The 26,312-nt window shown below is 44.9% G+C and carries 27 protein-coding genes and 1 pseudogene; 25 read left to right on the top strand and 3 right to left on the bottom strand.

What is annotated here, in order from left to right:
* Positions 1-160: 160 nt before the first annotated feature.
* On the bottom strand, positions 161-343 hold the full coding sequence (locus tag HMPREF0673_RS09665) for a hypothetical protein (protein WP_007901580.1): 183 nt from the start codon (positions 341-343) through the stop codon (positions 161-163).
* A 1,106-nt stretch (positions 344-1,449) separates the two neighbouring features.
* Between HMPREF0673_RS09665 and HMPREF0673_RS09660 the strand changes: the two genes are divergently transcribed.
* The 3 genes from HMPREF0673_RS09660 to HMPREF0673_RS09645 all read left to right on the top strand — a co-directional run bounded on the left by HMPREF0673_RS09660 (position 1,450) and on the right by HMPREF0673_RS09645 (position 6,500).
* On the top strand, positions 1,450-1,689 hold the full coding sequence (locus tag HMPREF0673_RS09660; protein WP_007901578.1) for a helix-turn-helix domain-containing protein: 240 nt from the start codon (positions 1,450-1,452) through the stop codon (positions 1,687-1,689).
* 85 nt (positions 1,690-1,774) lie between these two features.
* Positions 1,775-4,915 (top strand): DNA primase, encoded by a 3,141-nt coding sequence (gene dnaG / locus HMPREF0673_RS09655; protein WP_007901568.1) that lies wholly within the window; start codon positions 1,775-1,777, stop codon positions 4,913-4,915.
* Positions 4,916-5,906: 991 nt separating this feature from the next.
* Complete coding sequence (locus HMPREF0673_RS09645; RefSeq protein WP_007901550.1) at positions 5,907-6,500, top strand: antirestriction protein ArdA; 594 nt, start codon at positions 5,907-5,909, stop codon at positions 6,498-6,500.
* Positions 6,501-6,587: 87 nt separating this feature from the next.
* Here HMPREF0673_RS09645 and HMPREF0673_RS09640 read toward each other — a convergent pair whose 3' ends face one another.
* The gene (locus tag HMPREF0673_RS09640; RefSeq protein WP_007901546.1) at positions 6,588-7,217 is read right to left on the bottom strand and encodes a hypothetical protein; all 630 of its coding nucleotides are present in this window, start codon (positions 7,215-7,217) and stop codon (positions 6,588-6,590) included.
* Between the two features lie 176 nt (positions 7,218-7,393).
* Here HMPREF0673_RS09640 and HMPREF0673_RS09635 point away from each other — a divergent pair, with 176 nt between their 5' ends.
* From HMPREF0673_RS09635 to HMPREF0673_RS09535, 21 genes are all read left to right on the top strand, one after another.
* A complete protein-coding gene (locus HMPREF0673_RS09635; protein ID WP_007901542.1) occupies positions 7,394-7,918 on the top strand; it encodes a hypothetical protein in 525 nt (174 codons plus the stop codon).
* 1 nt (position 7,919) lies between these two features.
* Complete coding sequence (locus HMPREF0673_RS09630; protein WP_007901539.1) at positions 7,920-8,333, top strand: hypothetical protein; 414 nt, start codon at positions 7,920-7,922, stop codon at positions 8,331-8,333.
* A 439-nt stretch (positions 8,334-8,772) separates the two neighbouring features.
* Positions 8,773-9,837: a Clp protease ClpP gene (locus tag HMPREF0673_RS09620; RefSeq protein WP_007901533.1), complete on the top strand. Its 1,065-nt coding sequence runs from the start codon at positions 8,773-8,775 to the stop codon at positions 9,835-9,837.
* A gap of 32 nt (positions 9,838-9,869) precedes the next feature.
* Entirely contained in the window at positions 9,870-10,832 is a 963-nt protein-coding gene (locus HMPREF0673_RS09615) for a hypothetical protein (RefSeq protein WP_007901532.1), read from the top strand.
* Positions 10,833-10,855: 23 nt separating this feature from the next.
* The gene (locus HMPREF0673_RS09610; protein ID WP_007901524.1) at positions 10,856-11,422 is read left to right on the top strand and encodes a hypothetical protein; all 567 of its coding nucleotides are present in this window, start codon (positions 10,856-10,858) and stop codon (positions 11,420-11,422) included.
* A gap of 30 nt (positions 11,423-11,452) precedes the next feature.
* On the top strand, positions 11,453-12,100 hold the full coding sequence (locus HMPREF0673_RS09605; RefSeq protein ID WP_007901522.1) for a phosphoribosyltransferase: 648 nt from the start codon (positions 11,453-11,455) through the stop codon (positions 12,098-12,100).
* Positions 12,101-12,176: 76 nt separating this feature from the next.
* Positions 12,177-12,812, top strand: coding sequence for a hypothetical protein (locus HMPREF0673_RS09600; RefSeq protein WP_007901519.1), 636 nt, complete (start codon positions 12,177-12,179; stop codon positions 12,810-12,812).
* Positions 12,812-13,345 (top strand): hypothetical protein, encoded by a 534-nt coding sequence (locus HMPREF0673_RS09595; RefSeq protein ID WP_007901517.1) that lies wholly within the window; start codon positions 12,812-12,814, stop codon positions 13,343-13,345. The genes HMPREF0673_RS09600 and HMPREF0673_RS09595 overlap by 1 nt, the downstream gene beginning before the upstream one ends.
* A 3-nt stretch (positions 13,346-13,348) precedes the next feature.
* Entirely contained in the window at positions 13,349-13,624 is a 276-nt protein-coding gene (locus HMPREF0673_RS09590) for a hypothetical protein (RefSeq protein ID WP_007901515.1), read from the top strand.
* Between the two features lie 75 nt (positions 13,625-13,699).
* The gene (locus HMPREF0673_RS09585; RefSeq protein ID WP_007901513.1) at positions 13,700-14,320 is read left to right on the top strand and encodes a hypothetical protein; all 621 of its coding nucleotides are present in this window, start codon (positions 13,700-13,702) and stop codon (positions 14,318-14,320) included.
* Positions 14,304-16,034: a hypothetical protein gene (locus tag HMPREF0673_RS09580; protein ID WP_007901512.1), complete on the top strand. Its 1,731-nt coding sequence runs from the start codon at positions 14,304-14,306 to the stop codon at positions 16,032-16,034. The genes HMPREF0673_RS09585 and HMPREF0673_RS09580 overlap by 17 nt, the downstream gene beginning before the upstream one ends.
* 68 nt (positions 16,035-16,102) lie before the next feature.
* The gene (locus HMPREF0673_RS09575; protein ID WP_007901510.1) at positions 16,103-16,621 is read left to right on the top strand and encodes a hypothetical protein; all 519 of its coding nucleotides are present in this window, start codon (positions 16,103-16,105) and stop codon (positions 16,619-16,621) included.
* Between the two features lie 27 nt (positions 16,622-16,648).
* The gene (locus HMPREF0673_RS09570; protein ID WP_007901503.1) at positions 16,649-17,107 is read left to right on the top strand and encodes a hypothetical protein; all 459 of its coding nucleotides are present in this window, start codon (positions 16,649-16,651) and stop codon (positions 17,105-17,107) included.
* Positions 17,108-17,415: 308 nt separating this feature from the next.
* A complete protein-coding gene (locus HMPREF0673_RS09565; RefSeq protein ID WP_007901502.1) occupies positions 17,416-18,462 on the top strand; it encodes a DUF4253 domain-containing protein in 1,047 nt (348 codons plus the stop codon).
* A gap of 962 nt (positions 18,463-19,424) precedes the next feature.
* Positions 19,425-19,589 (top strand): hypothetical protein, encoded by a 165-nt coding sequence (locus HMPREF0673_RS14325; protein ID WP_157591688.1) that lies wholly within the window; start codon positions 19,425-19,427, stop codon positions 19,587-19,589.
* Positions 19,590-19,621: 32 nt separating this feature from the next.
* A complete protein-coding gene (locus HMPREF0673_RS09560) occupies positions 19,622-19,951 on the top strand; it encodes a hypothetical protein (protein ID WP_007901487.1) in 330 nt (109 codons plus the stop codon).
* Between the two features lie 190 nt (positions 19,952-20,141).
* The gene (locus tag HMPREF0673_RS09555; protein ID WP_040596758.1) at positions 20,142-21,194 is read left to right on the top strand and encodes a hypothetical protein; all 1,053 of its coding nucleotides are present in this window, start codon (positions 20,142-20,144) and stop codon (positions 21,192-21,194) included.
* Between the two features lie 430 nt (positions 21,195-21,624).
* The gene (locus HMPREF0673_RS09550; protein ID WP_007901483.1) at positions 21,625-22,230 is read left to right on the top strand and encodes a DUF6088 family protein; all 606 of its coding nucleotides are present in this window, start codon (positions 21,625-21,627) and stop codon (positions 22,228-22,230) included.
* Complete coding sequence (locus HMPREF0673_RS09545; protein ID WP_007901482.1) at positions 22,223-23,230, top strand: nucleotidyl transferase AbiEii/AbiGii toxin family protein; 1,008 nt, start codon at positions 22,223-22,225, stop codon at positions 23,228-23,230. The genes HMPREF0673_RS09550 and HMPREF0673_RS09545 overlap by 8 nt, the downstream gene beginning before the upstream one ends.
* An 87-nt stretch (positions 23,231-23,317) precedes the next feature.
* Positions 23,318-24,130, top strand: coding sequence for a DUF4377 domain-containing protein (locus HMPREF0673_RS09540; protein ID WP_040596770.1), 813 nt, complete (start codon positions 23,318-23,320; stop codon positions 24,128-24,130).
* Between the two features lie 43 nt (positions 24,131-24,173).
* Positions 24,174-24,695 carry a hypothetical protein gene (locus HMPREF0673_RS09535; protein ID WP_007901478.1) on the top strand — a complete coding sequence of 174 codons (522 nt, stop codon included), beginning with the start codon at positions 24,174-24,176 and terminating at the stop codon, positions 24,693-24,695.
* Positions 24,696-24,740: 45 nt separating this feature from the next.
* On the opposite strand, the gene HMPREF0673_RS13465 is transcribed toward HMPREF0673_RS09535, so the two are convergent.
* The gene (locus HMPREF0673_RS13465; protein ID WP_157591687.1) at positions 24,741-25,514 is read right to left on the bottom strand and encodes a hypothetical protein; all 774 of its coding nucleotides are present in this window, start codon (positions 25,512-25,514) and stop codon (positions 24,741-24,743) included.
* A gap of 370 nt (positions 25,515-25,884) precedes the next feature.
* On the opposite strand from HMPREF0673_RS13465, the pseudogene HMPREF0673_RS14780 reads away from it, so the two are divergent.
* Positions 25,885-26,312, top strand: a pseudogene (locus HMPREF0673_RS14780) (hypothetical protein); the annotation flags it as partial.

Raw genomic sequence — 26,312 nt, 5'->3', positions numbered from 1 at the left:
ACGAAACACAGGATGGACGTTATGTTCGTGTAGAAGTTTCTGCAGGTGATATTTTTGATAAAATCATATTTGTGCAGAAACCAGAATAAACAACTTGTCTTTTCTCACCATACAAATGCTTCCGTACTTTCGCAGTATGGAAGCATTTTTCAATTTATCCCTACCCAACTCGTGGGCGGACTTGTCCGACCCGCAACTCCTCTTCCTTCTTCTGCATGACCTCCTCGCCATAGAAGTGAAGATTGAAATTGTCCATGGTCATTTCCTCGTCAAGGACATCCATAGCCGTTACAATCTTCTTACACTTGCGGAGCAGCTGCGTCACCTCTTCTGATGCAGCCAATGCTTCTTGTACCGCAAGCTCTCAAAATGTGTAACGCACATTTTGCGTAACGTGTAACGCAATGTGTAACGCATTTTGGCTCATCGTGTCACATTATGTCCTCTTCTGTACTCTTAGCGGAATTCCACCGTGATGTTAGACAATAATGTTAACCTCTAAATAACCTAATATAGAAAATAGATTTTCTACTGAAAATCAGCCTATTATACACGAAAAGAGGACTTTACGTTATGTAAAAGTCCTCTTTCTTTCAATTTGAATTTTCGTTCCTTGGTGATCCGCATGGGGTCACAAAGTGATTCCGTTGGAATCCAAGTGATCCGCTTGGAATTCAAATTCTAACGCCGTTGTAATCCCATGTAAGTCACATCATTACAGGGCTTTAGAAGGAAATTTTTATCTTCTACAAAACAAACGTCAAAGTAGTTTTTTTCAAAGTGTCACACAAGTGTCACACATTTTACTTACATACGTGCCTACATACATACTGAAAGCAGACAGACGTTTAGATTTTGAACTATTATTTTAAAGAACTCTTTTTATTGCTTTACTATCGACAAGTATCATTATGTCGCATAGAAAGTGTTAAATAGTAGGTATGTAGGTACAAATAAATTACATTTTGCAAATCAATCTTTCTTTTTCCTTATAATTTTGCCGAAGAAAGTTCGACAAGTGTTAAGGCAGACTGCAAAATTCGGGTGGTGTTCTATTCGTAGAATATCCTCTATATAACAATGCAAAGATACGAAAAAAGTGCGATATTACCAATGTTTTTCACGCTTTTAACCTTTACTTTGATATAGGTCTAACCCGACATGGAATACACTACAGAAGGACTTATTGTAAAACAACAAATAAGTTATCTATGAAAATTGAAAGAGTAACAAATATCACTGAATGGATAAATGCCATCAACCCCGGAGAGGTGAAGTCTGCCTACCTCCCTTGCGACAAGGTGCAGTCGTTGAACTGCCTTGCTTCACGTCACAATCAAGGCAGAGGCAAGCAGAGAGGCAAGTTCGTACACTATCATTATTGTTCCGACTTAGAGGTTGCGACAATAATTTGTGAAACAAGAGAAGATTATCTAACAAATAAAGAAAATGGAGAAGAGAACAGTTGGAAGACCCAAATCCCCAAGGATTTCAGATGATGACCTGAAGAAGATTGTCATTGACCAGGAAGAGACGGTCATGAGTGTCGCTGCACTGGCTAAAGAGCTCGGCATATCGACACAAGCAGTAAGAAAACGGATTGAGCGCAAACTAATCCCTGCTCATAAAAAGGGACGTTTATGGTATATTCTAAAAAGCGAATACATAAACGCTATAAGAGCATTGTAGAATCATCCTCAATATAACTGTTAAGTCCCTATATCCAATGTCGGGAGATAGTGGATATAGGGCATTTTCCACTCAACACCACATTATGATACGACAAGAAACCATCGACACCATCTTAGAGCGCACAGACATCGTGGCGCTCATCGGCGAACACGTCCACCTACGGAAGTGTGGCTCGCGCTATGTCGGCTGCTGTCCGTTCCACAACGAGAAGACGCCTTCTTTCTATGTTTCTCCACAGACCGGCAGATTCAAGTGCTTCGGCTGTGGCGAAGGTGGCGATGCCATCCATTTTATAGAAAAGGTGGAGAACAAGACGTTCATTGAAGCCGTCAAGACGTTGGCACAAAGGGCTAACGTGGAGATTGAGCAGGAGCAGGAATCAGCGGAGGCAAAGCAGAAGCGACTGCATAAGGAAGCGTTGTGGATTGCCAACAAGCAGGTCGCCGACTTTTACCGCAAGCAGTTCCTTCAGTCGAAGGAGGCACAGGCGTATGCCTACAGACGTTGGGGAAAGGACTACTGCACTCTCAAAGAGATTGGATATGCACCAGCTGATGGGCACGCCCTGCAGCAGCTTCCAGTAAAGGCGGACTTTCTGAAGGAGTTGGGACTTCTCAATCGTGGTGGCTATGACTTCTACCAGAATCGTATCGTCATACAGATACATGACCGTTTCGGGCATGTAATTGGCTTCACCGCTCGCTGCATGGATGAGCAGCAGCCCAAATACCTGAACAGCTCGGACTCGCTCATCTTCCACAAATCTACGGTACTCTTCGGCATCGAGGATGCTTGGAAGACGGCAGCGAAGCAGGATAAGATGTTTCTCGTCGAGGGGGCACCGGATTGTATGCGTCTTCAGTCTATCGGCATATACAACACGGTGGCTGCGCTCGGATCGGCGTGGAACGAAACGCATTTCTCTACCATCAAGCGCATAGCAAGCAAGGTGTGTTTCCTTCCGGATGCTGACCCACCCAAGAACGGAGAACCCTATGGCCATGGCATACAAGTCGTCATGGAGGCAGGAACACTGGCTATGGAAAATGGTCTATCTGTCAGCATCAAGGAAATCCCGGATACGGACGACAACAAGAAGCAGGATCCGGACACGTTCTTCAAAAACACCAATATCTTCAACGCCACGGAGGAGACGGACTTCATTCTTTGGATGGCTGACAAACTGTTTCCGCAGACGAACACCACGGAGGAGCAGCGCCTGACCATCAAGAATATTGCTTATCTACTGTCGCTGATTGACGATGAGACGGGCGTGTCTATGTATATCGGCAAGCTCACGAAATATTACCAGGGCAGACGGTTGTGGCTCCAGGCGGTGGATAAGGAGCGAAAGCTGCGTGAGGAGCAGGACAAGAAACATAAGGAGCAGGATGAGGACGACCTAAACCACAAATACGGCTTTTATATCGATCACGGCTGCTATATGTCCATAACGGAGAAAGGCAGTGTCTACGAGTGGTCGAACTTCACGATGGTTCCGCTGTTCCACATAAAAGATACAACAAATCCGAAACGTCTATATAAAATAAAGAATGCGATGAAACATGAGGAAATTTTGGAACTGAAGCAGGAGGATCTTATCGCTCTCGCTAAGTTTAAGCAGAAAATCGAGGGCTTGGGCAACTTCATTTGGAAGGGTACTGAGAAGGAACTGACGAAGCTCAAATCATATCTATACGAGAAGACGGAGACGGCAACGGAAATTACTCAAATGGGATGGCAACGTGCCGGATTCTACGCTTTTGGCAACGGTGTTTTCCACGACTGCCATTTCATCCCGGCTGATGAATTTGGCATAGTAAGGCTGAAGGATAAGGGCAACTTCTATCTGCCATCCAGTTCGTCCATATACAAGAACGACCCGAAGCTGTTTACTTTTGAGAAGCAGTTTGTGCATCTCAATCTTTCTTCGGTCACGCTGAAGGAGTTTACAGAGCAGCTGTTTAAGGTGTATGGGGACAACGGACGTGTGGGCTTCTGTTTCTATCTCGCCACGCTCTTCCGCGACGTGGTGACTTCTACTTCTGCCAACCACTGGTTCCCTATCCTCAATCTGTTCGGTCCGAAAGGTAGTGGCAAGTCGGAGCTTGGCCACACGCTGCTTTCGCTGTTCACTATCAGCTACACGGCACCGAATATCCAAAACTCTACACCATCGGCTCTGAACGACACGGTGGCGCAGTCGGCTAATGCCTTGGCGCATATTGACGAGTACAAGAACGATATCGACCCGAAGATGATTGAGTTCCTGAAGGGTCTGTGGGACGGCACCGGTCGCACTCGCATGAATATGGATCTTGACAAGAAGAAGGAGACGACTGCCGTTGATTCCGGCATCATCCTCTCTGGTCAGGAGATGCCGACATCGGATATCGCTCTCTTTACCCGACTCGTCTTCCTGCAGTTCCCTCGAAGTGAGTTCTCGGACAAGGAGAAGCAGAATTATAAGGTGCTGCTTGAAATGCGCTCGCTGGGACTGACGCACCTGACGCTCGAAATTCTCAAACAGCGCAAACACTTTGAACAGGCGTGGTCTACGGCGTTCCATGATACGCAGAATATCGTCGGCAACGCTCTCGGTGGCGAGAAAGGTGAGGACCGTATCATGAACAACTGGTGTGTGCCGTTGGCTGCGCTTCGGGTGCTCCAAAAGATCATCCCTACGCTGACTTTCGACGAGATGCTGCAAGTCACCATCGAGGGGATAAAGAAGCAGAATGGTGAGTGCAAGACTAACGGTGAGCTGGGCAACTTCTGGAACGTGGTTCAGTATCTTGCAAGCGACGGCGAACTGATTGAGGGTGGCGACTTCTTTATCCGCTATTGCAGCAAATTCAAGACGGACATCATCAATGCCACTTGGCAGACTGAACGACCGGTGCTCTTCCTTCAGAAGACTCGTATCTTCAACCTCTACCGCAAGGAGGGACGACAGGCTAACGAGAAGGTGCTGCCTACGGATGCGTTGAAATACTATCTTCAGAACAGCCGTGCCTACCTGGGCGAAAAGGTGGCGCGATTTGATGTGTATAAGAAGGGCATCATCCAGTACGACCATACCAGGGCTGCTATGGGTAGCACGCCTCCTAAACTTACTATGACACAACGTACCTACTGCTTTGACTATGACTTGCTTTGCGAGACGTTTGGTATCAGCCTGTGGACTACGCCTGACCAATCCGACAGCGACGAGCCATTTTAAGGGCTTTTTACTTTTTTACCTTTTTACTCTTATAAGCGGTAGCTTACTACGAATATATTTCTTTTCAATAGGTATCATAATCAGGTGGACTGCCGGGGCGATTGCATCGTCTCGGCGGTTTTTATTTTGCGGAAGACATGACCATCCTCTGCAATGTACTCCGTTTTTTTCAGAGGTTTTGCACACGATTTGTAATCTACCTACATACATATTGGTAGTCTATCATACGCTTCAAAAAGCATAAAGTGGTAGTCATTGACTATATATATGGTGAAATCCTCATTTTTTTGCCCTCATTCATTTTTCAGAAGAGAAATGCTGTAATTGTTGTAACTTAATGTAACTTTCTGTATGTCATTTATTTAGGCAGGCTATTATCTTGTAATTTCTTATAACTTCTTGTAACATTTCATTATGCTTTCTAAATACCAAGAGGGAAATAGGTACAGAACATCCTTATTTTTAGTTGTAGTCCGGCTTCTCCTCATCTGCTACTGCTTGCTTTTTCCATGCGGTATCGTAAGTGTCACCGTGCTTCAAGAGAACGTGTCTGGCACTCGTGAGTCTTTCGGCATTGTTCTTTTTTGATGTATGTGTCACATGGTAGGCTTTGCCCTACGATAATCAAATGAAAGAGGTATTGCTGACTCTTTTTTATTGCTCCGCTCTTGTGGACATAGGTGATGGATTTCTACTGCATAACATTCAAATTGTCAGACATGCAGCCCTGGTTTCGTTCATGGGATTTTTCCGCGTGCAAAGTTAGCGCAAGCGACATTCTGCAAGGGCACGGCGCTGCCTTAGCTCGAATATTTTTTCAAGATTTTGGGGTACGGTGGCTCCTGGTCCAAATTCTCGTTCCGCCAAAGGTGAAAAAATATTCGGCTGTCTCTTGCCTTAAATGTCTTCTTCTTGCGCTGGGTAAGGCAGCGTAAAAAGTCCTCATATCGAGGGCTGCATCTAAAAGTCTAACAATTTAAATTTCTAAGTTATGCAAGAAATGGTTTTAACATCACCTAAGTCGGCTCACAAGAGCATGAAGGAGCAGTTTGAGAGTGTCAGCAGCTATATCGTTGATTATCTCTGGGATCAGCCTGCCATCTACTGTGGCACATACAAGAAGTACAATGAAGGCTCACTCTTCGGTGCCTGGCTCGATCTCCGCACGTTTGACTCTTACGAGGAGTTCATCGATGTATGCAAGCAGCTTCACGCTGACGAAGAGGATCCGGAGCTTATGTTTCAGGATTATCAGTGCTTCCCTGCTGAGTGGTATTCAGAAAGCTGTATGGATGAAGAAGTTTTCGACAAGATAATAGCTTTCATCCAAATGGATGATGACAAACAGAAAGCGTTTAAGGCTTATGTTTCCGCCACTGGCGATGACAGCATTTCGGATTTTGAAGATAGTTATGAGGGCGAATATGATTCGGAAGAGGATTTCGCCACACACATCGTCAATGAGTGCTATGATTTGGAGCGCATGATGGGCAATCTTTCATATTACTTCGATTACAAGGCGTTTGCAAGGGATTTGTTCATCTCGGACTACATCTTCGAGGATGGCTACGTCTTCCGCAGATAAAGGTGGAAGCCGGACGAGGCAATCGCCTCGCTCTGGCTGCCCACCTTTTTATAGCGTAACCGAAATTTATTCGAAGTAAGGAGTGTTTTATTTCAATGCTTCATCAAGTTTCTTGACTAATATCGCAGGGTCTTTGCGAATCTCTTTCATGCTGAGATCTTTGAGCACTTCCTTTATTTGTGGGAAGTTCTTGAAATATCTTTTCAGCATGGTCTTCTGACCAATTCCTCCAATGCTATTATCCTTCAAATAATAGGTTCTTGCAAAGTCCTCATTCTTGGCTTTGTAATAAAACATGATAGCCAATCTGTAAATACTTCCCGATTTCACATGGGTAGCTGTGTTTATATAGTGAATATAGGCAGAAATGTTTTTCCCCTCATAAACTGGCTGAAGGAATACCGGATTTTTGTAGAGTTTCGGATTCTCTTTATAAGACATGCTCATTCCCATTTGGGCAACCATCGGAATCCAGTTTTCCCATTCTCCAGCCTTCTTGTTATAGTATTTTATCTCTTTTACATCAGTAGATGCGAAGTCTGCCTTCTCACCATCAGTTTTTTTGATTCTGAACTCATGGTAATTGTCTACATTAAAGGAAAACTTCTTAATGTCACCTTTCACAAAGGTGCCGTTGTTCAAGGTTACTTCTGCATTCTGAGCTTGCGTCACTCCACACAATACAAGGGCAAGTAACATCAAAATCCATTTTTTCATACTCGTACATTTTTAAGTTCAACTTTATTTTGCAAATATACATCTACCCCCCCAAGCTAAAATCAACTTTTTTATCTACATACCTACCAAATAACAAACCTTAAACGTTTCCATCATTCCATACAGCCTACACAAAACTATAGTATCTTTGTGCTCGTAATCAATTTACAAGTATTATGAGCGACTATCACATCTATATCAAAATGCCTTCCTATCTGCGTCAGTGGTTCGTACATCGGCACAGTGGCACGGAACCAGTGCGTCTAAGAAACGGCAGCATCGAGTCAAAACTTATAAAGCTCGCTGTTGTCAAACCGCCTGTTTCTGCAGTTCCTACAAGGCAACGTGAGGATGAAGTCGCCATTTGTATTCCATATTCCAAAACTCGCGACCCTCGTATTTACAATCATATCACGGACACTGGTAAACGTGCGCTGCTGGAGAACGTGAAGAACTCGTTTGATGTCGACTGCTGGACGTTCCTGCATGACTTCGGCAGGATCGGCAAACAGCAGAAAGACCTCATTTATCTCTACATGGAGCAACGGGGCATAAAGGAGGACGGTACTTGCTGGGACTCCATCGCGAAAATATACCAACGCTTGCGGAAGAATTATCTTACTAACCAATGCAAGCGAAAAAACAGCACGATAAAAAACGGTAGCAATAACAAGGTTGAAACTGAAGAAATAGTAGAATAATATGCAACGTCTTCCCGGAATCATCAATATATATTATGTGCTTGCCTCGTCGCTCATGGCAAGCATCACACAGAAAGCGTTGGCGGATGCTCCTGTCGGAGTGTTCGCTGACACTTTCCTCATTCCGCATATCGGGGACGCAATTTGTGAAATGGAGACGCAGTTTGACAATAACGATACTTTGGAAAAGGTGAAACTCTCTTTCTCTACTACTTCGCAGCTGCCAGCTCATGAGCATCTTGCTTTCGTCATCCAGACGGTGGTTGGAAAGCAGTATCTCATCGGCACGGCTGACAAACCTTATCCTGTCATCAAGGTGGCGGACTCCACAGGCAAGGTGGATGGTGATTCGGCTGCTACGAAATACACCATATCATATACAAATAAAGTGGCACTTGTGCCATGCACGGCGTAATGAGCGCCTTTTTTCATGCCTTTTTGTAACATTTTGTATGCAGTTGAAACATTGCGCCAAAACTTAAAATGTTGATAATAAGCATTTTCGTTTCTTGTTTACAATGTTACAAAAGATACAGCCAAAATCGGTTGGGTTTTTGAAAAGGCTATTTTTTCTTCGTTCTGTTTTTGCGCCCCACCTTCTTCCAATAGATAATTCGCAGTTTGCGATAACTTCTGCGTGATTGCCCAAATAGTGCAAATAAAAATACTATTGCAACTAATGCAAAACGATAAAACCTGCGAATACAAAAATATCCGCCTATCAGAATTATCAATATGATTACAATGTCTCTCACCATAAGTTTATCGTTTTACATCGCAAAAATACAATTTTTTTGTCTTTCTCCAACATTATTATATAATATATCTTTGCCCTCAAACAATTTTTAACAATCATGGCAAAGACAAAATACAATCTCCATCTTAAAGGCTACGTCGGTGGTTGGGACTTCGATTCTGACTACGTCGATTTCGTCCTTAACAAGAACACCGACAAGGAGGTTGCTGTTCTCATCGACTCTCTCGGCGGACAGCTCAACACCGCTCTCTCTATATCATCTGCATTCAGGCGACACGGCAATGTTCACGTCCACTTTGTGGGCATGAACGCCAGTGCCGCCACCATCGCCTCAATGGGTGCAAAGCGTATCACCATGGATCACTCGGCTATGTATCTCGTGCATCAGTGCTCACAGTCGTTCTTCGAGTGGGGCAGCTTGAACGCTACGGATATGCAGAATCTCATCGACAATCTGGAAAAGCAGAAGTCTGACCTTAACAAGCTGGATGCCAACGTCGCAGAGATGTATGCCGGACGATGCAAGAAGAAATCTGCCGACTTGCTTGAACTCATGAAAATGGGTGGATGGCTGACGGCACAGGAGGCACTGGCTTGGGGATTCGTTGATGAACTCACGGAGTTTGATGATGAGTCGGCTCCAGTTCTTACGGAGGCTATTGCTGCGGACTTTACAGCTCACGGCATACCGCTTCCTAAGATGCTGACCGACACGAAGTCGGAAGACGTCACGGCGTTCAGACGATTCCTGCAGGCTTGTGCCTCTGTTTTCCACTCGCAAGAGAAACCAAATAAAATTGTTCCAACCATATCTTCTGAAGAAAAAATGAAAAAGACCTATTCTAACATTTGCAAGACTCTCGCTTGCGACTCGCTGGAAGCTAACGACGACAAGGTTACGCTTACCACGGCACAGCTCGACTCTATTGAGGCGGACATCACAGCGAAGTACAAGGAAATCACCAATCTCTCGGCTGACGTTGACCGTCTGACTAAGGCTAACAGCGATTTGGAGGAGAAACTGAAAAAGCTCCCTGCTGACACCACTAACACGGTTGTTGATGACAAGAAGGACGGTGGCACCAACACCGAAAAGTCTGACATCGAGAAGTTCTACGACACCACCAACTCCGCCCAGGCACTCTTTGACTCATTACCATAACAACTCAAAAATCATAATTCAAAACTCAAATTATGGCAGGAAAACTACAATTTACCCTACAAGAATACAAGGATGCTGCTCGAAAGTGGCGTTCTGACTTCCTTCGTCTGCCGATTATCGGCTGCGACGAGACTCTTAAGTTTATGACCGGTCGCCCTGGCATCCGCTACAAGGAGAGTGTGGGCACGCTCAACGCTTCGGCACAGTTCGCTCCTTACTCGCCAACTCGCTCGGAGGACGTGAACTTGCAGCTGGACTTCCGAACGCTTGAAACGTTCTTCGGTTCGGTGGTCGCGAAGTTCGAGCCTAACTCGGCTATCTCTACGCTCCTCGGCACTGGTGCCACTAAGGGCGACGGACAGAAGTCTGTGCCTACGGCTCGCGAGGTGCTTGGACTTATCGCCAAGTCGCTCTCCGAAAAGCTCAATGATGCTATCTGGAGCGGTGTGCGCAACGCAAGCGGTACTACCACCCAGGATCTTTTCGATGGCTTCGACACCATCACAAAGAAGGAGGTTACTTCCGGGGCTCTCGCTAAGGAGAACGGCAATTACCTCAAACTGACGGATGCCATCACCTCTGCCAACGCCGTTGATGTGGCTAAGGAAATCCTCTTCTCGCTCGACCCTCGTCTTCGCTCGCAGACTCTCTTCATGTACTGCTCGCAGGACTTCGTGGATAAGTATAACGAGGGTTATCTGCTCACACACAGCGGTATTCCGTATAACACGCAGTACAATCAGCCTACTGTCGAGGGTTCTAACGGCAAACTCATCTTCTGTCCGCTTGCTAACAAGACGGACTCGAAGTATATCCACATCTCACCAAAGATAAATATGCTTTATGGATATGACCAAATGGGCGACGTGGAATCTGTTGACGTTGAACGTTTCGATGCGTTCCTGCTCTCGTACATCGCCACCATGTTCTTCGGTGTACAGTTCGAGTCTATCGACAAGCGACGCCTGAAGGTCGTTGAACTGGCTGGCTTATAGTCTAACTCTTAACAATAGTAATTATGGCAGCATCTAATACAGACGTACAAAAATCTCTTGCATGGGCGATGGGCACACCGGAACTTCCTGGTGTGCGTCGCCGTGTGTATTATACATCCAAGAATGATATTCTTGTTTGGCCTAAACTTCCTCATAACGAGGTCGGACGTGTCACTTCTTCTGTCTATGACGGCTCCTTCACGTTGAAGGAAAACGCTGTATGGAAATACATCGACATCCTTCCTGAGAAGTCGCAGCTCACAAGTGAGGCACAGGGTGAACTGCCGTCACAGACGCAACTCAACAAACTCGTGGCGGTGCATCCATCGGTAAGCGAGGCGGCATCGGCTGCAGCTGCTTACCTCAATAACAACGACAACGTCTTCATCGTCGAGGACATGAAGGGCAAGCACCGTGTCGTGGGTTGTGACAAGTGGACTACCAAGACCACAGTCACGCAGGATCTCGGTCAGGGTGCCACTGGCACCACCGGCACCACTATCAACGTGGAGGCATCGGACGAGTGTCCGGCTCCGTTCTATACTGGCACCATCACCACTGAGGACGGCGACATTGATTGCGCAGTGTAACGGCGAGTAAAGTTATAATCATAGTTGACCATGGACAAGCGGACTCCGATAGACATGCAGGAATTCTTGAATGACATTTCCGTGCCGGACTTATCGGGTCCGCTTGAGCTGTCTTCAAAGGAGACTTCGCATGAACAGAAGGATATCTTCGCCATAGAGAAACGCAAGGCGTGGGATAAGTCGGTCGAAGCGCGATGCGACTTCACCCGACGCGTCCGGCTTACTCGACGGGCGGACACGTTCTTCATCTCTCTATGGCAGAAGTCGCTGTATGGCAGAACGCTGACGGATATCAAGGGCGACGACAGTATGGTGGCGTTCTTCGCTGATAGCATCTCGCCACTTATACGTGACATCCTCGGTGAGGAGCTGAACACGGGGGCGTGGTGTATCGTCACCACGCCCAAACGTCGCCATCTCGTCAAGAACTTCGCCACTCGCATCTGCGAAATGATTGCTTCCCAACTGAACATCCCGTTCTACGAGGATGTTGCTTTCTGCCATTCCAAGCAGCGTATCGGGGCGGTGTTCACTATGAACAATCTCCCCAAAGAGCCTAACTGCATCGTCTTCGACGACTTCGTTACTACTGGCTCTACGCTGAAGGCTATGCGCAATGTGCTTACAGAACATCACAAGAATTGTGTGTTATTTACTGGAATAAACAACAAATTGTGAGCAAACGAGAGCAGAGTCAAGCTTGCTTGAACTATGCCGAGTACAGCCACAATTCAACGAAGTTAAACTATAAAATATGAACAATCTGACTGACAAACTCCAGCAATGGCTCGACACGCCATCTGCTGAGCGTGACTGGAACGAGGGTGCTATCCTCCTTCTCCAACTCACCAATAACACCATAATGTATCGTAATCTCAGCATCAATCCCAAAGGCAAGGCTGAGTTCATCGAAGGCAAGCTCCGTGCCTTCCTCAAAGCTCACCGTGAGGTCGAAGCCCACGACGAGGTGAACATCATGCAGGAGCAAGTGGATGCTATCGTGGCAAGTCGAACAGAGTTTTCCAACAAAGACACGAACCCTGCTACGGACTTCAAGGCTGGCAAGCGTGCGGATCACGACTCGCTGCCTGAGGATATTCAGGCTCTCTATGTCGAGAACCTTGATATCACTCACCGTATGCGAGAACTCCATTTGCGCCTACGCTTGTTGTCGGACTCTACTAAGCAGGTGCCGGCTGCAGAACGCAAGCCCTTACTCGACGAGTTTATAAATCTCGATAAAAAGTTGCACGCAAATTGGGACACTTATGACCATTATGTGACAAAGGCAGAAAGTGCAGCAAATACCGAAACTAACGAAAGCGAAGAGGAGCAGCCTGAAGATGCCACTCCTTCCAAGCCGAAGTCCAAGTCTAAATCCAAGAAGTAGTGAAGCGCAACATCAACATAGATGACATCCTAAAACCACTCTCGGAATGTCCACACCAGGCGTATCTCTCCAATGCTCTTCAGGTGGCGGACGTCTTAGAGTGGATTTTGGGACAAGTCGGCAAAGCGGAGATTTGGCAGACTTCGTTCTCAATCTCCGAGGAGTTCCTGCGTAGGCTCTTCTTTATCGAGAAGTCCGGCAACATTTCTGCCTTTAATCTTGTTCTCGACCATAAGGCTACGAACAAAACGCTAAAACTTTGGGCATTCATCACCCAGACGATGAAGCGCACATATCTTGCCGACAACCATTCCAAAATCCTTCTCGTGCAAGCGGAGTCTGGTGAACTGATTAGTGTCGTCACCTCGCAGAATCTCACACGAGGCAACCGCCATGAGTCCACCTTCATCTCCACTTCGCCCGACATCTTCAACTCTCTTCATGTGTCCGTCATGGATCTTATAAAGAACCATTCCGTTCCGCTAACCGACCTTTTCCAACAGCGCATCAACGCTGCCGGTGCTAACAATTAAAATATGGTATATTCAGAAGAAACTTTAACACAGATTGAGCAGTATGCTTCAATCTACCTCAAAATCAGCGATATGGCTGTAATTCTCGGTGTTCCACCAGAAGATTTACGCCGTGACATTGCTGACCGCACAACAGCCGTTTCGCAGCGTTACCACCGTGGCAAGGCTGCTTCACGTGTCAAGCTATTGCATCAGGAGATGCAGCTCGCCTACGTCGGCTCTCCACTCGCTCTTGAAAACACCCGTAACAACCTCCTCGATATGGAGGATGATGAATAGCCATCACACCCACGGCTCAGACAGGCTTAGAAAGGCTTAGTTCGGCTTACCATCATAACGATAACACCAACAATCATGTCGCAATTAAACATCATAGAAATAGCAAAGCAAGACCTCTACACCGCAAAGGCAGAGTTGGAGGTGCGTTACCCCATTCCGCAAGTGGAGCACTTATTGCGGTTGCGCGACATGGTCACATGGTCTATCGCCAACCCTGACATGAAGGATCGTCAGTTTGTTGACGAGCTGCGCAGTCGCTATGGACTGTCGCAAGTCACGGCGTATGCTGACTTGAAAATCGTCAAGGCTCTGCTACCAAACCTATCGGAGTGTACGCGCGACTTCCACCGCTGGCGGTATAACGAGATGATTATGGAGACGTACCAGATGGCGAAGAAGCGTAAGGACACGAAGACGATGGAGAAAGCTGCTACTTCTTATGCGAAGTTCAACCGCATCGACATCGAGGACGAGCAATCTGTGCCGTACCACATGATTGTCGTCCAACCGTTCTTTCCGACTACAGACCCTCGTGTTGTGGGCATCACGCCGGTCCCGAACATCGACGACCGCATCCGAAAGCTCACCCAGGAACTTACCACTTCGCATCCGGACACAGAAAACATTGAATACGAACAAGCGGACCTTGTACTTGATGACATCTTTAAGCCTGAAGACAATGACGAACAAAGTTGATACTTCTCTATGGGACATCGAGGCGAAGCAACACTCTAAGCGTGTGTACTTCAACAAACCTCAGCTCCTTACGCAATACATCGGTGCGAAGACTACGGTCATCGTGGCTGGACGACGCACGGGCAAGACGGACTCCATCGCCTCGCCTTTCGTGCTGCGTAACATGCAGCGTATGCCTGGATCCACGGGTGGCATCGTTGTGCCTACGTTCAAGCATGGCTTGACCAATACGCTCCCCGGTCTGCTTGCTGCGTGGAAGCGTTGGGGTTATATCAATGGCGTGCATTATGTGGTAGGCAGAAAACCGCCGAAGTCGTTTTCTAAGCCTATCACCGAACCGGCTGACTATGAGCATGTAATCACGTTCTATAATGGCTCGGTGGCTATCATCATCAGTCAGGACCGCCCTGGCTCTTCCAACTCGCTCACGCTTTCATGGCTGCTCATTGACGAGGCGAAGTTCATTGATTACAACAAACTGAAGGACGAGACTCTGCCTGCCAATGGTGGCATACGCTCGTACTTCGGGCACCACAGCTTTAACCATAGCATGATGGTGCTTTCGGATATGCCGCAGACTACCAAGGGTTCTTGGTTCCTGCACTATGAGGATAAAATGGACACGGAACTGATTGACACAATCAAGGGCACAATCTACAAGATATGGCAGACGAAGGAGCGCATTGCACAGCTGAAAGAGCAGCGCAAGCCCATTCCAAGCTATCTGCCTAATTATCTCAAATGGCTCGACCAGTCGCTTAACAAGATGCGCTCGGTGGCGGTCTACTATAAGGAATACTCTACACTCGAAAACCTCCAGCTTCTCGGTGAAGAGTATATCCGGCAGATGAAGCGCGACCTCACGCCGAAGACCTTCCAGACGTCAATCCTCTGTCAGAAGATTGGCATCTCGCACGATGGCTTCTACTCGTCCATGCAGGAGTACCACAAGTATGATGCGTCGGATTTCGACTACCTCGACTCGCTCGGCTACGACCGCATCATCAAGGAGGCGCAGCAGGATCTTTACACTATCCACGCCAACAACCAGTTCTCTACGCTCAACAGCTCGCTCGACTGTCGCACGGACTCGGACATCGACCCTATGCAACCTCTCTGTATTGGTATGGACTACAATGCCAATATCAACTGGATTGTGTGCGGTCAGCCACGCAACAATAGATTGAACATCCTCAAATCCTTTTACGTCAAATTCGAGCGCAAAATCCCTGCGCTCGTTGCCGACTTCTGCACCTACTACGCTCCACATCCTAACAAGACGGTCATCTACTACTATGATGCCACTGCCCTCGGCTCTAACTATGCCGTGAACGACCAGGACTTCCACTGGGTGGTAGTACATGAGTTCGAGCGCCACGGATGGCAGGTCATTGACGTGTACCTCGGCAACCCAATGCGACATGATGAAAAGTATCTTCTCATCAACCAGGGTTTTGCCGGGAAGCAACGCCTGATGCCGTACTTCAACCGCCAGAACAACGATGACCTTATCCTCGCCATCCAGTCCGCAGGAGTAGAGCGAGGACGCAACGGCTTCCGCAAGAACAAAAGTATGGAGAAGCAGCCGGAGTCCGAAGAAGACCTTCTCGAACACCGTACCGACGGCACCGATGCCTTCGACACCCTCTACATCGGCTGCGAGAAGTTCCCACAGCACGATTTGTACCCAATTTGCGTGGGTGGAGTGAGATAATGCAATAAATCTAAGGAAATGTCGTTTTTATAGTAAAAACGTCATTTTGTAATTAAAATGTATATAGTATGGCTTGGCATGAAATTGTAAAATATAGTCCTCAAAATTATAATTCGGATGGTGTATATACAGCAGACGAATGGACAAGCAGATGTGATGTCGGGAAATGTTATGATGAAAAATCATTTACTCTTGAAGAGTATTTGAATGTAGAGCAACATTATATTGCGGTAGTAATTTCTGTTATGAAAGCGACAAACTGCAAATACATGACGATACAATATTTAGAAGCTGACAAGGAAGATATTGTCAGTGGAATTAAATCTTCAAAATTCTACGATATAGATTCACCATTACTAAATTCAATATCTCTGCTAAACGAAAAACGCAGAATTCATATTAACAAACTTCCTGATATAATGCGCTTGGCTTTACGAGAATATCTGTATGTCGAATTATGTAATAAAGAGCATAGATTACAAGTTGAATTTGGATATGACTATTATCTTAAGATTTCTTGCTTATTGGATAATGAAACATTAAACAACTTAGTTCAAAGAGAAAATCTATATTTAGACCCTCGATGAATAATTCAAAGCATTAAATTTTTCAATATGAAGTATATCATAACGTTTGCCATGTGTTTGTTCTTGATGTGCTCTTGTGACAATCATGATTTTGAACTATCTGAAAAAGAACAAGTTTTTTACATCAACCAAATGCTGCATTTTTCCATTGAGCCATGGGACAGCCTTAGCAAAGCATATTCTTATGACTTTTTCCTACGAAACCCGAAACCATGCAAGGAAGTTGACACCATTTATTTAGAAAGGAAGATTCCAAATAAATTTAAAGTAATTGAATCTTCTTCATACACACGAGAATATAATCGCGACCCTTCATTCATAAAATTATTGCCAAATACACAATATATAGTAGCACATACTGGAATGGGCGCCAGAGTAAAAATTTTCAAATATTATTATACTGACCCTTTTGGTAAATTACATGCTAATGATTCACTGAATGAACATATTAACGTGGACTCCATCCGAATCCACCTTAATAGATAAAGCATTTGTCTTGCGCCCAACCAACGTAGGACAATGGCTTTTCCTTTGTGGGCAGCAGCCATCGGCTTCATCTCCTGTTACGCTTCGCTTCATCTGCACCTTTTTTGGTGAAATCAACACGAATCAGAGGAAGATCTTCTCGAACACCGTACCGACGGCACCGATGCCTTCGAAACACTCTATATCGGCTGCGAGAAGTTTCCACAGCACGATTTATATCCAATTGCGATTGGTGGAGTAAGATAATTGCTCATTTTTGCAGAAAATAAGAAGAAACTCTGTATCTTTGTCGCAACAAAACCTACTTTATGGAACAACTATTATTCATCGTATTGGCAGTTGTCATCATTTTCGCTTTGTTGTATAAGTGGAAAAAGCGGACAGAGAAAAAGATGGGCAACGATTTGAACGCTCTCATTGAAGCTAATGACTGGCGGGGAGTGTGTCGTATTTTACGCAAGCAACTGATTGTTTGGGGACTTGTGCTTGTGTTGTGTATTGGATTATTGGTGGCTCGAATAATGGGTGGCGGACAATTCTATACACCTATAATTGTTTGTGCTTTCTTGGCATGGAGATTCTTCAAGTTGGTAAACCTTTACATGATTTCGTACAAGAACATGAAAGTAGTGGAGGTAGAGAGTGAAGACAATATACCGCCTTTGCCTTCCATTGAGTGGTTTCTTCAAGGTTGTAAAGTTACCCATGTAGATGTACCTTCGCCAGAGATTAAGCAGTTGTGGCTTGATGCTTACGAGAGAGGCAAGCAAGAAGGCTTTAGCCCGGTTCTGTTGGCTGTAGACAGTTGTTTTTTCGACTCACTTGATGACAGTTCTGAATGGTATGATGAAACCAAGCGTCAGGAGTGGCAATCTAAAATGTTGGCATCAAACTTAAACGATGGAGCTTCTATCCTGCATGAAAGAATGGAACAGGTAAAGGAAGAATACAGCGATGCAGAATGGAAGAATGATGTTGTTGGTACAGATGAGGATATTGAGCCTATCAATGATTTTGAAATTGAAGAAGGCACGGATCTCTATCTTGTTGAAGTTCCCGTGAAAGAACCATGGAAAGTATTTGCGTATGTTCCGTTTGGTGACTGGAATGAATGTCCGAAAGCTGAAGAACACATGGCAATAGCCAAATATTGGTATGAGAAACATGGTGCGTGTGCAGCATATATTTCAAATGATGTTGTTGAGTATTATCTGCCCAGTTCAGTGATGGGTGATACAATGCCTATTGCAGAGGAACATTTGGGATATAGTGCGGATATTTTACAAGGAAACAATCTTGCATCCCTTTCTTCTCAACTTAAAAAATCCACAATATGGTATTTCTGGTGGGATTGATTTATTGAAGCGGAACACTGCCTAATCACCCTTTCCTATACGCCTTTGTCTTGCGCCCAACGCAGGATGAAGGCTTTTCTTTTTTTTCAGCGGTATGCTCCGCCTTCAGCACCTCCTTCGCTTCGCTCTCCGCACCTTTGGCTTTTGCAATCTCTCAGGCGTGAGAGTCAATAACGAAAGGTAGCCAATCCCGATTTTCAAAGGAGTAAGGCGTGGCGCACCGCCTTTCCTGCACTTTGTGCATCTTTCCTATGCTGTTATCTTGGTAGCTTGTTCCACCGTCCCATGCAATGTCTGTGGACGAATTGGCTTTTATTTCGCCACCAAAATGACAAGTATTCATATTTGCCTTTTCTCATCCGTTCCACACTCTCATTAGTGAATGAACTCCGATACTGCTGATGTTCATTTTTGTAGCCACAAGCATATCCGCCTTTCTGCTTGTCTAAAAGATAGGTATCTGTCTGCCACGATTTCATCATGAAAGAAGTAGCCATCCCATCCTATGATGACAACAGAGATTGCGCAATTCATATCACCAGTCTTCTTCTTTTATTATTCCGGAGTAATATTCTGAAGTGGTGTTCTTTCGTACCAAATCATTTTATTTGTTCGACGTGAAGCACTTACCAAATGTAATGCTTATGATTTTTCCTTTGCAAAGTTAGCGCAAGCGGCATTCTGAAAGGGTCGCGCTCCACGCTTAGCCTAAGATTTTTTCAAAAGTTTTTGGGGCAGGTTTGCCTCATTCCAAAATCTTTCAAGCCCGAAGGATGAAATAATCTTGGCTATCCCTTGCATTTACAGGCCTTCTCCTTGCTGCTACTTGTATGCACGTAAAAATTACAAAAGCACTTCGGTGCTTCACTTTTAAGTCGAACAAATAAAATTTAAAGATTATGGTACACACCACTTTTAATTCAGAATATCACTTCGGTAAAAGAAGTTCAAGACAGGTTGAATTGTCAAGCAATCTCTATCAGGTTGTCATCAATGGAGAGGATGGCGAGTATATCGAATATGAAATCGAGGCTGACAGCCATTCTGAGGCAAGCGCCAAGGCGGAAGCACTCGCTGCAGACAGCTTTGTAGACATCAGCTATATCGAAGTCTATCTCATTCACTAATCAGATTGTTTCACTCTTAAAATAAGAAAGTTATGAATACTTCAAATGTCATTTTAGCAGCTAAAGCCAATTCCGGCAAGTCCACAAACAATGTATGGGTCGTTTACACAAGCGATAACAGCTCAGATAAGATGTATTGCACAAGTGCATACAAGGCTATGCGCCTCGCCTTCCTCCTCAAAAAGAGGTTGGGATTGAACATCTCTGATAATTGCCTCGCACGCCTCTCGCAAGAGATTGCAAAAGCCAAGGGAGCCACAGCTCCCATGGCGCAGGAGGTGCAGAAGCCGGAGCCAGCTCCAGTAGAGGAAAAGCCAAAGAAGAAAAGAGGGCGCAAGCCAAAGGCTGAAAAGGCTGCTTAGGCAGTCTTCCACTTCCGCCCGGCTCGAAGGAGTCGGGCTTTCTTCTGTCGCTGCTGCAAGATCGTAACAAGTCCGCACTTGCCTACACTCCATACTAAAGCCCTTTGTCCTTCGAGCCGTGCAGAGCAACGCTGCGGTTAGGTCTTTTCTTATACAGGCAAAGCCTGTTATCTTTGAAAACAAAAAGGTCATGCTGAAAATCAATTATAATCCTTCTCTCTACGTCTTCACTTGCAACATCCCATCGGAGATTGAAATATCTACTGATGCTGCTTCGGTATATGTCACTATCGCATGTGGTCCTGACACTATCTTTGAAACGACGCTTTACCCTTACAACAACATCGCCATGCTCTATGATGCTCGCTCCATCATCGAGGGGCACATGTTGGATAAGCAACGTGTCTTCGCCAACTTTGTCATCACGGCGGACACAAAGACTGAAGAGACGACCACACCGGAGCGCCATTTCATTTACTCTCGTCTGAGCCTCGCCACAAATGCCATGGGTTTCGTACAGCTGTTCTTCCTCACCACACGCTCAATGTTCACCATTCCACGCAATTCATTTCAGACTCTTTCGGCGTTTTACTTGCCTGATGTCACGCTGCAGGGCTACACCGAGTGCCTGGCTCTCTTCGATGGCGAGTCTACACCTCGCATGGTACGCATCGAGGATGCTAAAGTGGACACCAAGAACACCACCTTGATACGTGACATTATAAGTCCTATTGCTATAGAAACCCGCATCGGCAGCAAGTGCCGACTGCTTCAGTTCACCGTTCATCGTGGCTTTCTTGCCAAGACGTTCTATGTCACTGACCGCACGCCGAACCTCACGCTGCTCGTGCGCAATGAGTTCAACTGCGATGAATACATACACCTCACTTGCGTCACCAAGAGCAAGCTCAATCTCGACCGTTCCACTGCCACCTCGCTCGGTATCACCACCTTCTATGATGACAAGTCAGCCTACGAGTATGACGTGGAATCCTCGATGCTTACCTTCGAGGAAGCCAAGCACTTCTCTCAGCTCCTCCTTTCTCGCTATGTCAACATCGTTGAGATAGGTGGTGCCCTGGCACCCATCACCGTCACTGACATAAACAGTGAAATCTCCGATGCCGACAACGCCACGAACAGCATCAAGTTCAAGTACAAGTACAGTAGTCATCATTTCCCAATCACCATCGACTACGGCAACAACATCTTCGATGATCCTTTCTACCGCACCTTCGATTAATCCACATCGCTATGCAATCCATCCACATCACCACCCTCCGCAAAATACTCTCCAGTCCCGAACCCATCGACATCCGGCTATGGACTCGCAGCGGTGAAATCCAGTCCTGGCACCGCTGCATTTCCCTCAAATATGACTTCTACAAAGGCACAAGACGAATGAAGCTGCTGGACTCTAACGAAATCCGGCAGCTTCGAGATGTGTGCATATTTGAGGTGAATGGGATTGAGGTGTATATGTAGTGTGTCACAAAAAGTTGCTATTTTTTGTGACAAAATCAACATTTGTGTTTGCATGGCTGATATTGTATATTTGTGGTTTTATAGAATATGTATCGGGCATTTTTTAGTTAAACATTGCTACTTTTCTAAGCCTTTTCTTTGTTTTGTCACAAAAAGTTACTAATTTTGTGACAAAATTAAGGTTAGACATGGAAAGTATAGCTCATAAAATTGAAAACAGGATAAAGGGATTTGGTAGGGGAAAGATTTTCTTTGCCGATGACTTCCTTGATTTGGGCTCTTCTGATGCTATCCGACAGACTTTGCTTAGGCTTACAAAAAGCGGGGTAATTATTCGTGTGGCACAGGGCATTTACTGTTATCCCGAAATTGACGAAACTTTGGGATTGGGGGTGATTTATCCTACTGACATCCAAATTGCTGAAGCCTTGGCTGAACGCTCTCATTCCAAAATTGTCCCCACTGGCGACTATGCGCTGAATGTTCTTGGACTTTCTACACAGGTTCCGTTGAATAGTGTTTTCCTCACAAATGGAAAGTCGCGCAGAATATCAGTGTCAGGGAATAGATCTATCACATTTAAGAATACGGCTCCACGCAACTTGGCTTTTACGAACCGACTTGCCATGTTGGTTAATTCTGCTCTAAAGTCGATAAAGAACGTCAATGTTACTCCTAAACAGACGGATCATATTTACTACTTATTGAGACAGGAGAAGAAAGAAGATGTGCTTGTCGACTTGAAACTGATGCCTGTATGGATTAGAAAAATTGTACAAAACGCTTATGAATAAATTCTTTGAACTTTCGTTTGACGACCAACGACGTGTGCTTCAACAAGCATCTGCACGATGTGGGTTGCCTCCACAGGCTATAGAGAAGGACTTGTGGGTTTCTAATATTCTGCAAATCGTTTTCGACTTGCCTTTTGCTGATAAACTCATCTTCAAAGGTGGCACATCTTTGAGCAAGGTCTGGCATCTTATTGAGCGTTTCTCTGAAGACATTGATTTGGCTGTCGACCGCTCTTTGTTTGGGTTCGAGGGCGACTTGACGAAGAAGCAGATAAAGAAACTGCGCAAGGCTTCTTCGCTATTTGTCAAAGACACGTTTTGCCCGGCATTGCAGGAGGCTGTCGAGAAATATGGTTTGCAGGACTTTTGCAAAATCGAGTCTGAGCCAGACGGTGAGGGCGATAGCACATATCCAGAACCGAGAAAGATTTTCGTGAGGTATAAGAGTGCTTGGGCTGAGCCGTCTGAATACCTTTCGCCAATAGTGATGTTGGAGATTGGAGCAAGGTCTTTGCTGGAGCCAAACGAGCAAACACATATCAACAGTATGGTCGAGGGCGTGTTTCCTACCATACAGACAACAATTGTCGATAGCAAGGTGGCAACGGCTCTTGCAAGCAAGACTTTCCTTGAAAAGGTATTCCTCTTGCACGAGTTGTTTTCCGTAGAGGGACGTGGTGTCATTGCCGACCGCAAGTCAAGACATCTTTATGACCTCTCTCGTATGATGGACAAAGACTTTGCTTTGGCTGCCATAAAGGATGATGAACTGTGGGAATCCATTCGTCATCATCGCGAGATATTCACAAGCATTAGTGGTATGGACTACACCCCAGACATCCGTCGTCGCATCGTTCTCGTTCCTCGTGAGGATATATGCAGCGCATGGGAGGCTGACTATAAAAGTATGTGCTCTTCCATGATTTTCGGAGAGAAACCTTCTTTCATTGAACTCATTGAGAATATGAAAGTGCTTGAAGATAGATTCCACAGGTTTTGAAATGTGACAAGAAATGAAAAAATGCAATAATTCATGCAATATATTCAAAATCTACCGTTTGTTTTAAGTAGTACAATTAAACGTAAAATGAAAAAGACTTTAAACCTTTTATTCCTGCTACTTGGAGTTTTTGCTGTTTCAAGTTGCAGCAGCGATGATGACGAGAAAAAAGATTCCGTCAAGGAGATAACAATATATGTTTCTTCTGAAACGGGTGAAAGTTACGGATTTAACTCTACCCCAGAGGAATGTATGCTTGTAAAGTTTGATAATCCAAATGGCGAATGGGAACATCTTGGTCTATATTGTATCGAGGGTTTCACTTATGTAAAAGGGCATGAGTATGAATTGCGGGTAAAGATGACTACACTTGCCAATCCGCCCGCTGACGGCTATAGCCACAAATATTTGCTCGTCAAAATTGTTCAAGACAAACTCGTCAAAGAGACGGAAACTCCAACCGACAATAGTGTAAAGTCAGAAAGCGACATTGAGTATCAGGAGCTGTGCCCGTACAACAAATACGAGACAGAAGACAACTATATCGTAGATGGCGAAGGAAATATCTATAAAGGCAATGGAGGGCCAAAGCCTTCTTATGAACATAGCAGGATATACTTGGAAAATGTTCTGGATAAAGGCGATGACAACTGGGTCAAATTCAATAGCATCCCATATCAGGCGTATTGCTCATACGTCATTTCTCCGCTGACAGACGATATAAGGTTGGTGTACAATGAGGACGGCGGCCCGTTGTTTAAGAATGTAATACCGGAAAGCGAATTTGAGTATATTACAAAAAAGATGAACTCAGGCGAGAAACTGCAGTATTTTCTCATCTTGGCCAATGTATACAAAAAAGGACTCCAGAAATTGAAATTTACAATTACGAAACAATGAAACGCTGTTTGTACGAATAATGTGCCATAACAAATAAGTGATTATGAAAAAGCGTTTCCTCATACCAATCGCTTTTCTGATGGTTACGACATTATCTGCCCAGCCATTGGCTTCAAGCAGTTGTGCTGATGTCTGCCAAGAGGATGCACTTATAACTGTCGCAAGGAGTGTCGCCAATACCTTTGGTCCTGCATACGTTCCGTTTTTCAAAGGTGCTGAAATATCTGAAATGCGGATTTTCCAAAAGGACGACTATGGTGACAATCATCGCAAAATAAGAAAACAGTTTGGAAAAGCGTATTATGAAGTGGTTTTTACTTATGACAGCACGGCTGTCAGATTTGCATTTGACTATGCTGCCAAGGTCAGGATATGGAAAGATACTGGCGAACCATTGGATGTGATTTTTGGCAATGGCATGGGAAGAAACTTTCTCTTTAAAAGTTTCAGAAAACAAACAAGACAAAACAAAAAGAGAAAGAAAGCAACGGCACATTCGATAGAGCAAGTCCCTTTGCAAACAGAGAAGACACCTGAAAACATTTGGAAGATAAAAATCGAATGAAACTGCTGGATTAAGACAAATATCTACAGTTTTCAATGCGAATCCCTACTTACTGCCAAGCCATCTTTTCACATTCATTATGGCTCTGTTCTGTTCGCCTCCGGTGTGGTCTTTCACAATCTTTCTGCTATCTTCTTGCACAGCTTCATAAAGAACCAACAGATGAAAATTTGATGGCTCAATAAGTTGTTCCATGATAAGTGGTATTATCTGTTTCCCCATGGATTTCAAATAGTGGAACTCGGGTAACTTTGAATACGAATATGTATTTGAGCTCAAGAGCATTTCACGATTATGGGTTATTGCGTAATTCCATTTGTAAAGCAAAAAGGAGAAACATGTTTTTATGCTATCAGGGGCTTGTGCAGCCAGTTCCTTGACTTTGTGCTTTTCCTCCGTTGTCAATGTTGGCGTGTCAAATTTAGTAGATGTAGCCATCTCATTCATACTATGATCTAACAAGTTCGGACTCGTTATCAAAAACCATTGATTGCTTTCCCAATATTGATACTCTCCTTGTTTTTGTTCTTCGCCCTCAAAAGTTACCTTGGCTTCTCCATCAAGGAATGGAGTGGCATAAGAAAAAACAGGTGGTATTACGATAACGCCACAAGTGTCGGCAAACCCCACTTTGCCATTTTTCCCAATAATTCTAAACAAGCCATCACTAACGCAGTCTGGACCATTGTCTATCTTATATACCTCAAACAACTCCTTTCCATGGTTGTCTATACCGATGATTTTACCTTTTCTATTACCTACAAAACCGATGGACGTTATAGTGTCTGTAAACGCTATTGTGTATTTCTTGCTCTTCACTATTGTTTTCCCATCAGAGTTTTTGTAACAGATGTGTTTCTCATTATCGCATTTATAAATAGATTGTGCGTCTACTCTCTGAAAGTGTATCAGAAATAGAAGAATGAGGGTTGTAAAAAGAGCGATTGAGAGAATAGGTGATATTATCTTTTTCATTTTGTCTAAAATTATTAGTTAATCATATATTAAACCCAGATGGTTTAATGGAATAACGTTATTTTAGAACTTTTCGTATAAACCACGATTGATTTTCACGCATTAAAGATTAGCCTTTTAATATAAAAGCATATAATTCCTAAGGAATTAAGAATTAACATTGTCTTTTCCCCACCTCCCATTCGCTCATATCTTTGCCCTAAAAAACCAAGATATGAGCGATTTTTCATTTATTCCACCTACATCCGTTGCTCCAATCCCAGGCACTAACAAAGCAGCAGCCTTCACCTCCAAGACATCCGAAGTCTTCAAGGAGGAGCACAACATCGCACCAATCATCATCAACGACAAGATGAGGTACATCCCATGGGGAGGTGACAATCAGATGCCTTACAACATCATTGATCTCATCGAGTCTGACGAGACAATGAGCACTTGCCAGATGTTCAATGCCGAAGTCTGCTATGGCAGTGGACTTGTCTATGACACAGAGCTTGCCACCGCACAAGTGCAAGCGCAAGTGGATGACTTTATGCTGGACAACGACCTCGCAAGTTACTTCCTCGGTGTGTGCCAGGATTTCAAGCACTTCGGCTTTTGCGTCAGCGTGATCATCCTCAATGAGGATGCCAGTCGCATTGT

Source organism: Leyella stercorea DSM 18206 (assembly GCF_000235885.1).
Lineage (GTDB): Bacteria > Bacteroidota > Bacteroidia > Bacteroidales > Bacteroidaceae > Prevotella > Prevotella stercorea.
This window is presented reverse-complemented; position numbering and strand designations above follow the sequence as displayed.

Bases quoted from the DNA above. Each gene is read 5' to 3' on its own strand.
- HMPREF0673_RS09630 (WP_007901539.1), top strand. From the start codon at position 7,920: ATGCAACGTCTTCCCGGAATCATCAATATATATTATGTGCTTGCCTCG.
- HMPREF0673_RS09620 (WP_007901533.1), top strand. From the start codon at position 8,773: ATGGCAAAGACAAAATACAATCTCCATCTTAAAGGCTACGTCGGTGGT.
- HMPREF0673_RS09575 (WP_007901510.1), top strand. From the start codon at position 16,103: ATGGCTTGGCATGAAATTGTAAAATATAGTCCTCAAAATTATAATTCG.
- HMPREF0673_RS09615 (WP_007901532.1), top strand. From the start codon at position 9,870: ATGGCAGGAAAACTACAATTTACCCTACAAGAATACAAGGATGCTGCT.
- HMPREF0673_RS09590 (WP_007901515.1), top strand. From the start codon at position 13,349: ATGGTATATTCAGAAGAAACTTTAACACAGATTGAGCAGTATGCTTCA.
- HMPREF0673_RS09540 (WP_040596770.1), top strand. From the start codon at position 23,318: ATGAAAAAGACTTTAAACCTTTTATTCCTGCTACTTGGAGTTTTTGCT.
- HMPREF0673_RS09645 (WP_007901550.1), top strand. From the start codon at position 5,907: ATGCAAGAAATGGTTTTAACATCACCTAAGTCGGCTCACAAGAGCATG.
- HMPREF0673_RS09660 (WP_007901578.1), top strand. From the start codon at position 1,450: ATGGAGAAGAGAACAGTTGGAAGACCCAAATCCCCAAGGATTTCAGAT.
- HMPREF0673_RS09535 (WP_007901478.1), top strand. From the start codon at position 24,174: ATGAAAAAGCGTTTCCTCATACCAATCGCTTTTCTGATGGTTACGACA.
- HMPREF0673_RS09560 (WP_007901487.1), top strand. From the start codon at position 19,622: ATGAATACTTCAAATGTCATTTTAGCAGCTAAAGCCAATTCCGGCAAG.
- HMPREF0673_RS09580 (WP_007901512.1), top strand. From the start codon at position 14,304: ATGACGAACAAAGTTGATACTTCTCTATGGGACATCGAGGCGAAGCAA.
- HMPREF0673_RS09550 (WP_007901483.1), top strand. From the start codon at position 21,625: ATGGAAAGTATAGCTCATAAAATTGAAAACAGGATAAAGGGATTTGGT.
- HMPREF0673_RS09570 (WP_007901503.1), top strand. From the start codon at position 16,649: ATGAAGTATATCATAACGTTTGCCATGTGTTTGTTCTTGATGTGCTCT.
- HMPREF0673_RS09610 (WP_007901524.1), top strand. From the start codon at position 10,856: ATGGCAGCATCTAATACAGACGTACAAAAATCTCTTGCATGGGCGATG.
- HMPREF0673_RS09545 (WP_007901482.1), top strand. From the start codon at position 22,223: ATGAATAAATTCTTTGAACTTTCGTTTGACGACCAACGACGTGTGCTT.
- HMPREF0673_RS09565 (WP_007901502.1), top strand. From the start codon at position 17,416: ATGGAACAACTATTATTCATCGTATTGGCAGTTGTCATCATTTTCGCT.
- HMPREF0673_RS09555 (WP_040596758.1), top strand. From the start codon at position 20,142: ATGCTGAAAATCAATTATAATCCTTCTCTCTACGTCTTCACTTGCAAC.
- HMPREF0673_RS09640 (WP_007901546.1), bottom strand. From the start codon at position 7,217: ATGAAAAAATGGATTTTGATGTTACTTGCCCTTGTATTGTGTGGAGTG.
- HMPREF0673_RS09600 (WP_007901519.1), top strand. From the start codon at position 12,177: ATGAACAATCTGACTGACAAACTCCAGCAATGGCTCGACACGCCATCT.
- HMPREF0673_RS09635 (WP_007901542.1), top strand. From the start codon at position 7,394: ATGAGCGACTATCACATCTATATCAAAATGCCTTCCTATCTGCGTCAG.
- HMPREF0673_RS09605 (WP_007901522.1), top strand. From the start codon at position 11,453: ATGGACAAGCGGACTCCGATAGACATGCAGGAATTCTTGAATGACATT.
- dnaG (WP_007901568.1), top strand. From the start codon at position 1,775: ATGATACGACAAGAAACCATCGACACCATCTTAGAGCGCACAGACATC.
- HMPREF0673_RS09585 (WP_007901513.1), top strand. From the start codon at position 13,700: ATGTCGCAATTAAACATCATAGAAATAGCAAAGCAAGACCTCTACACC.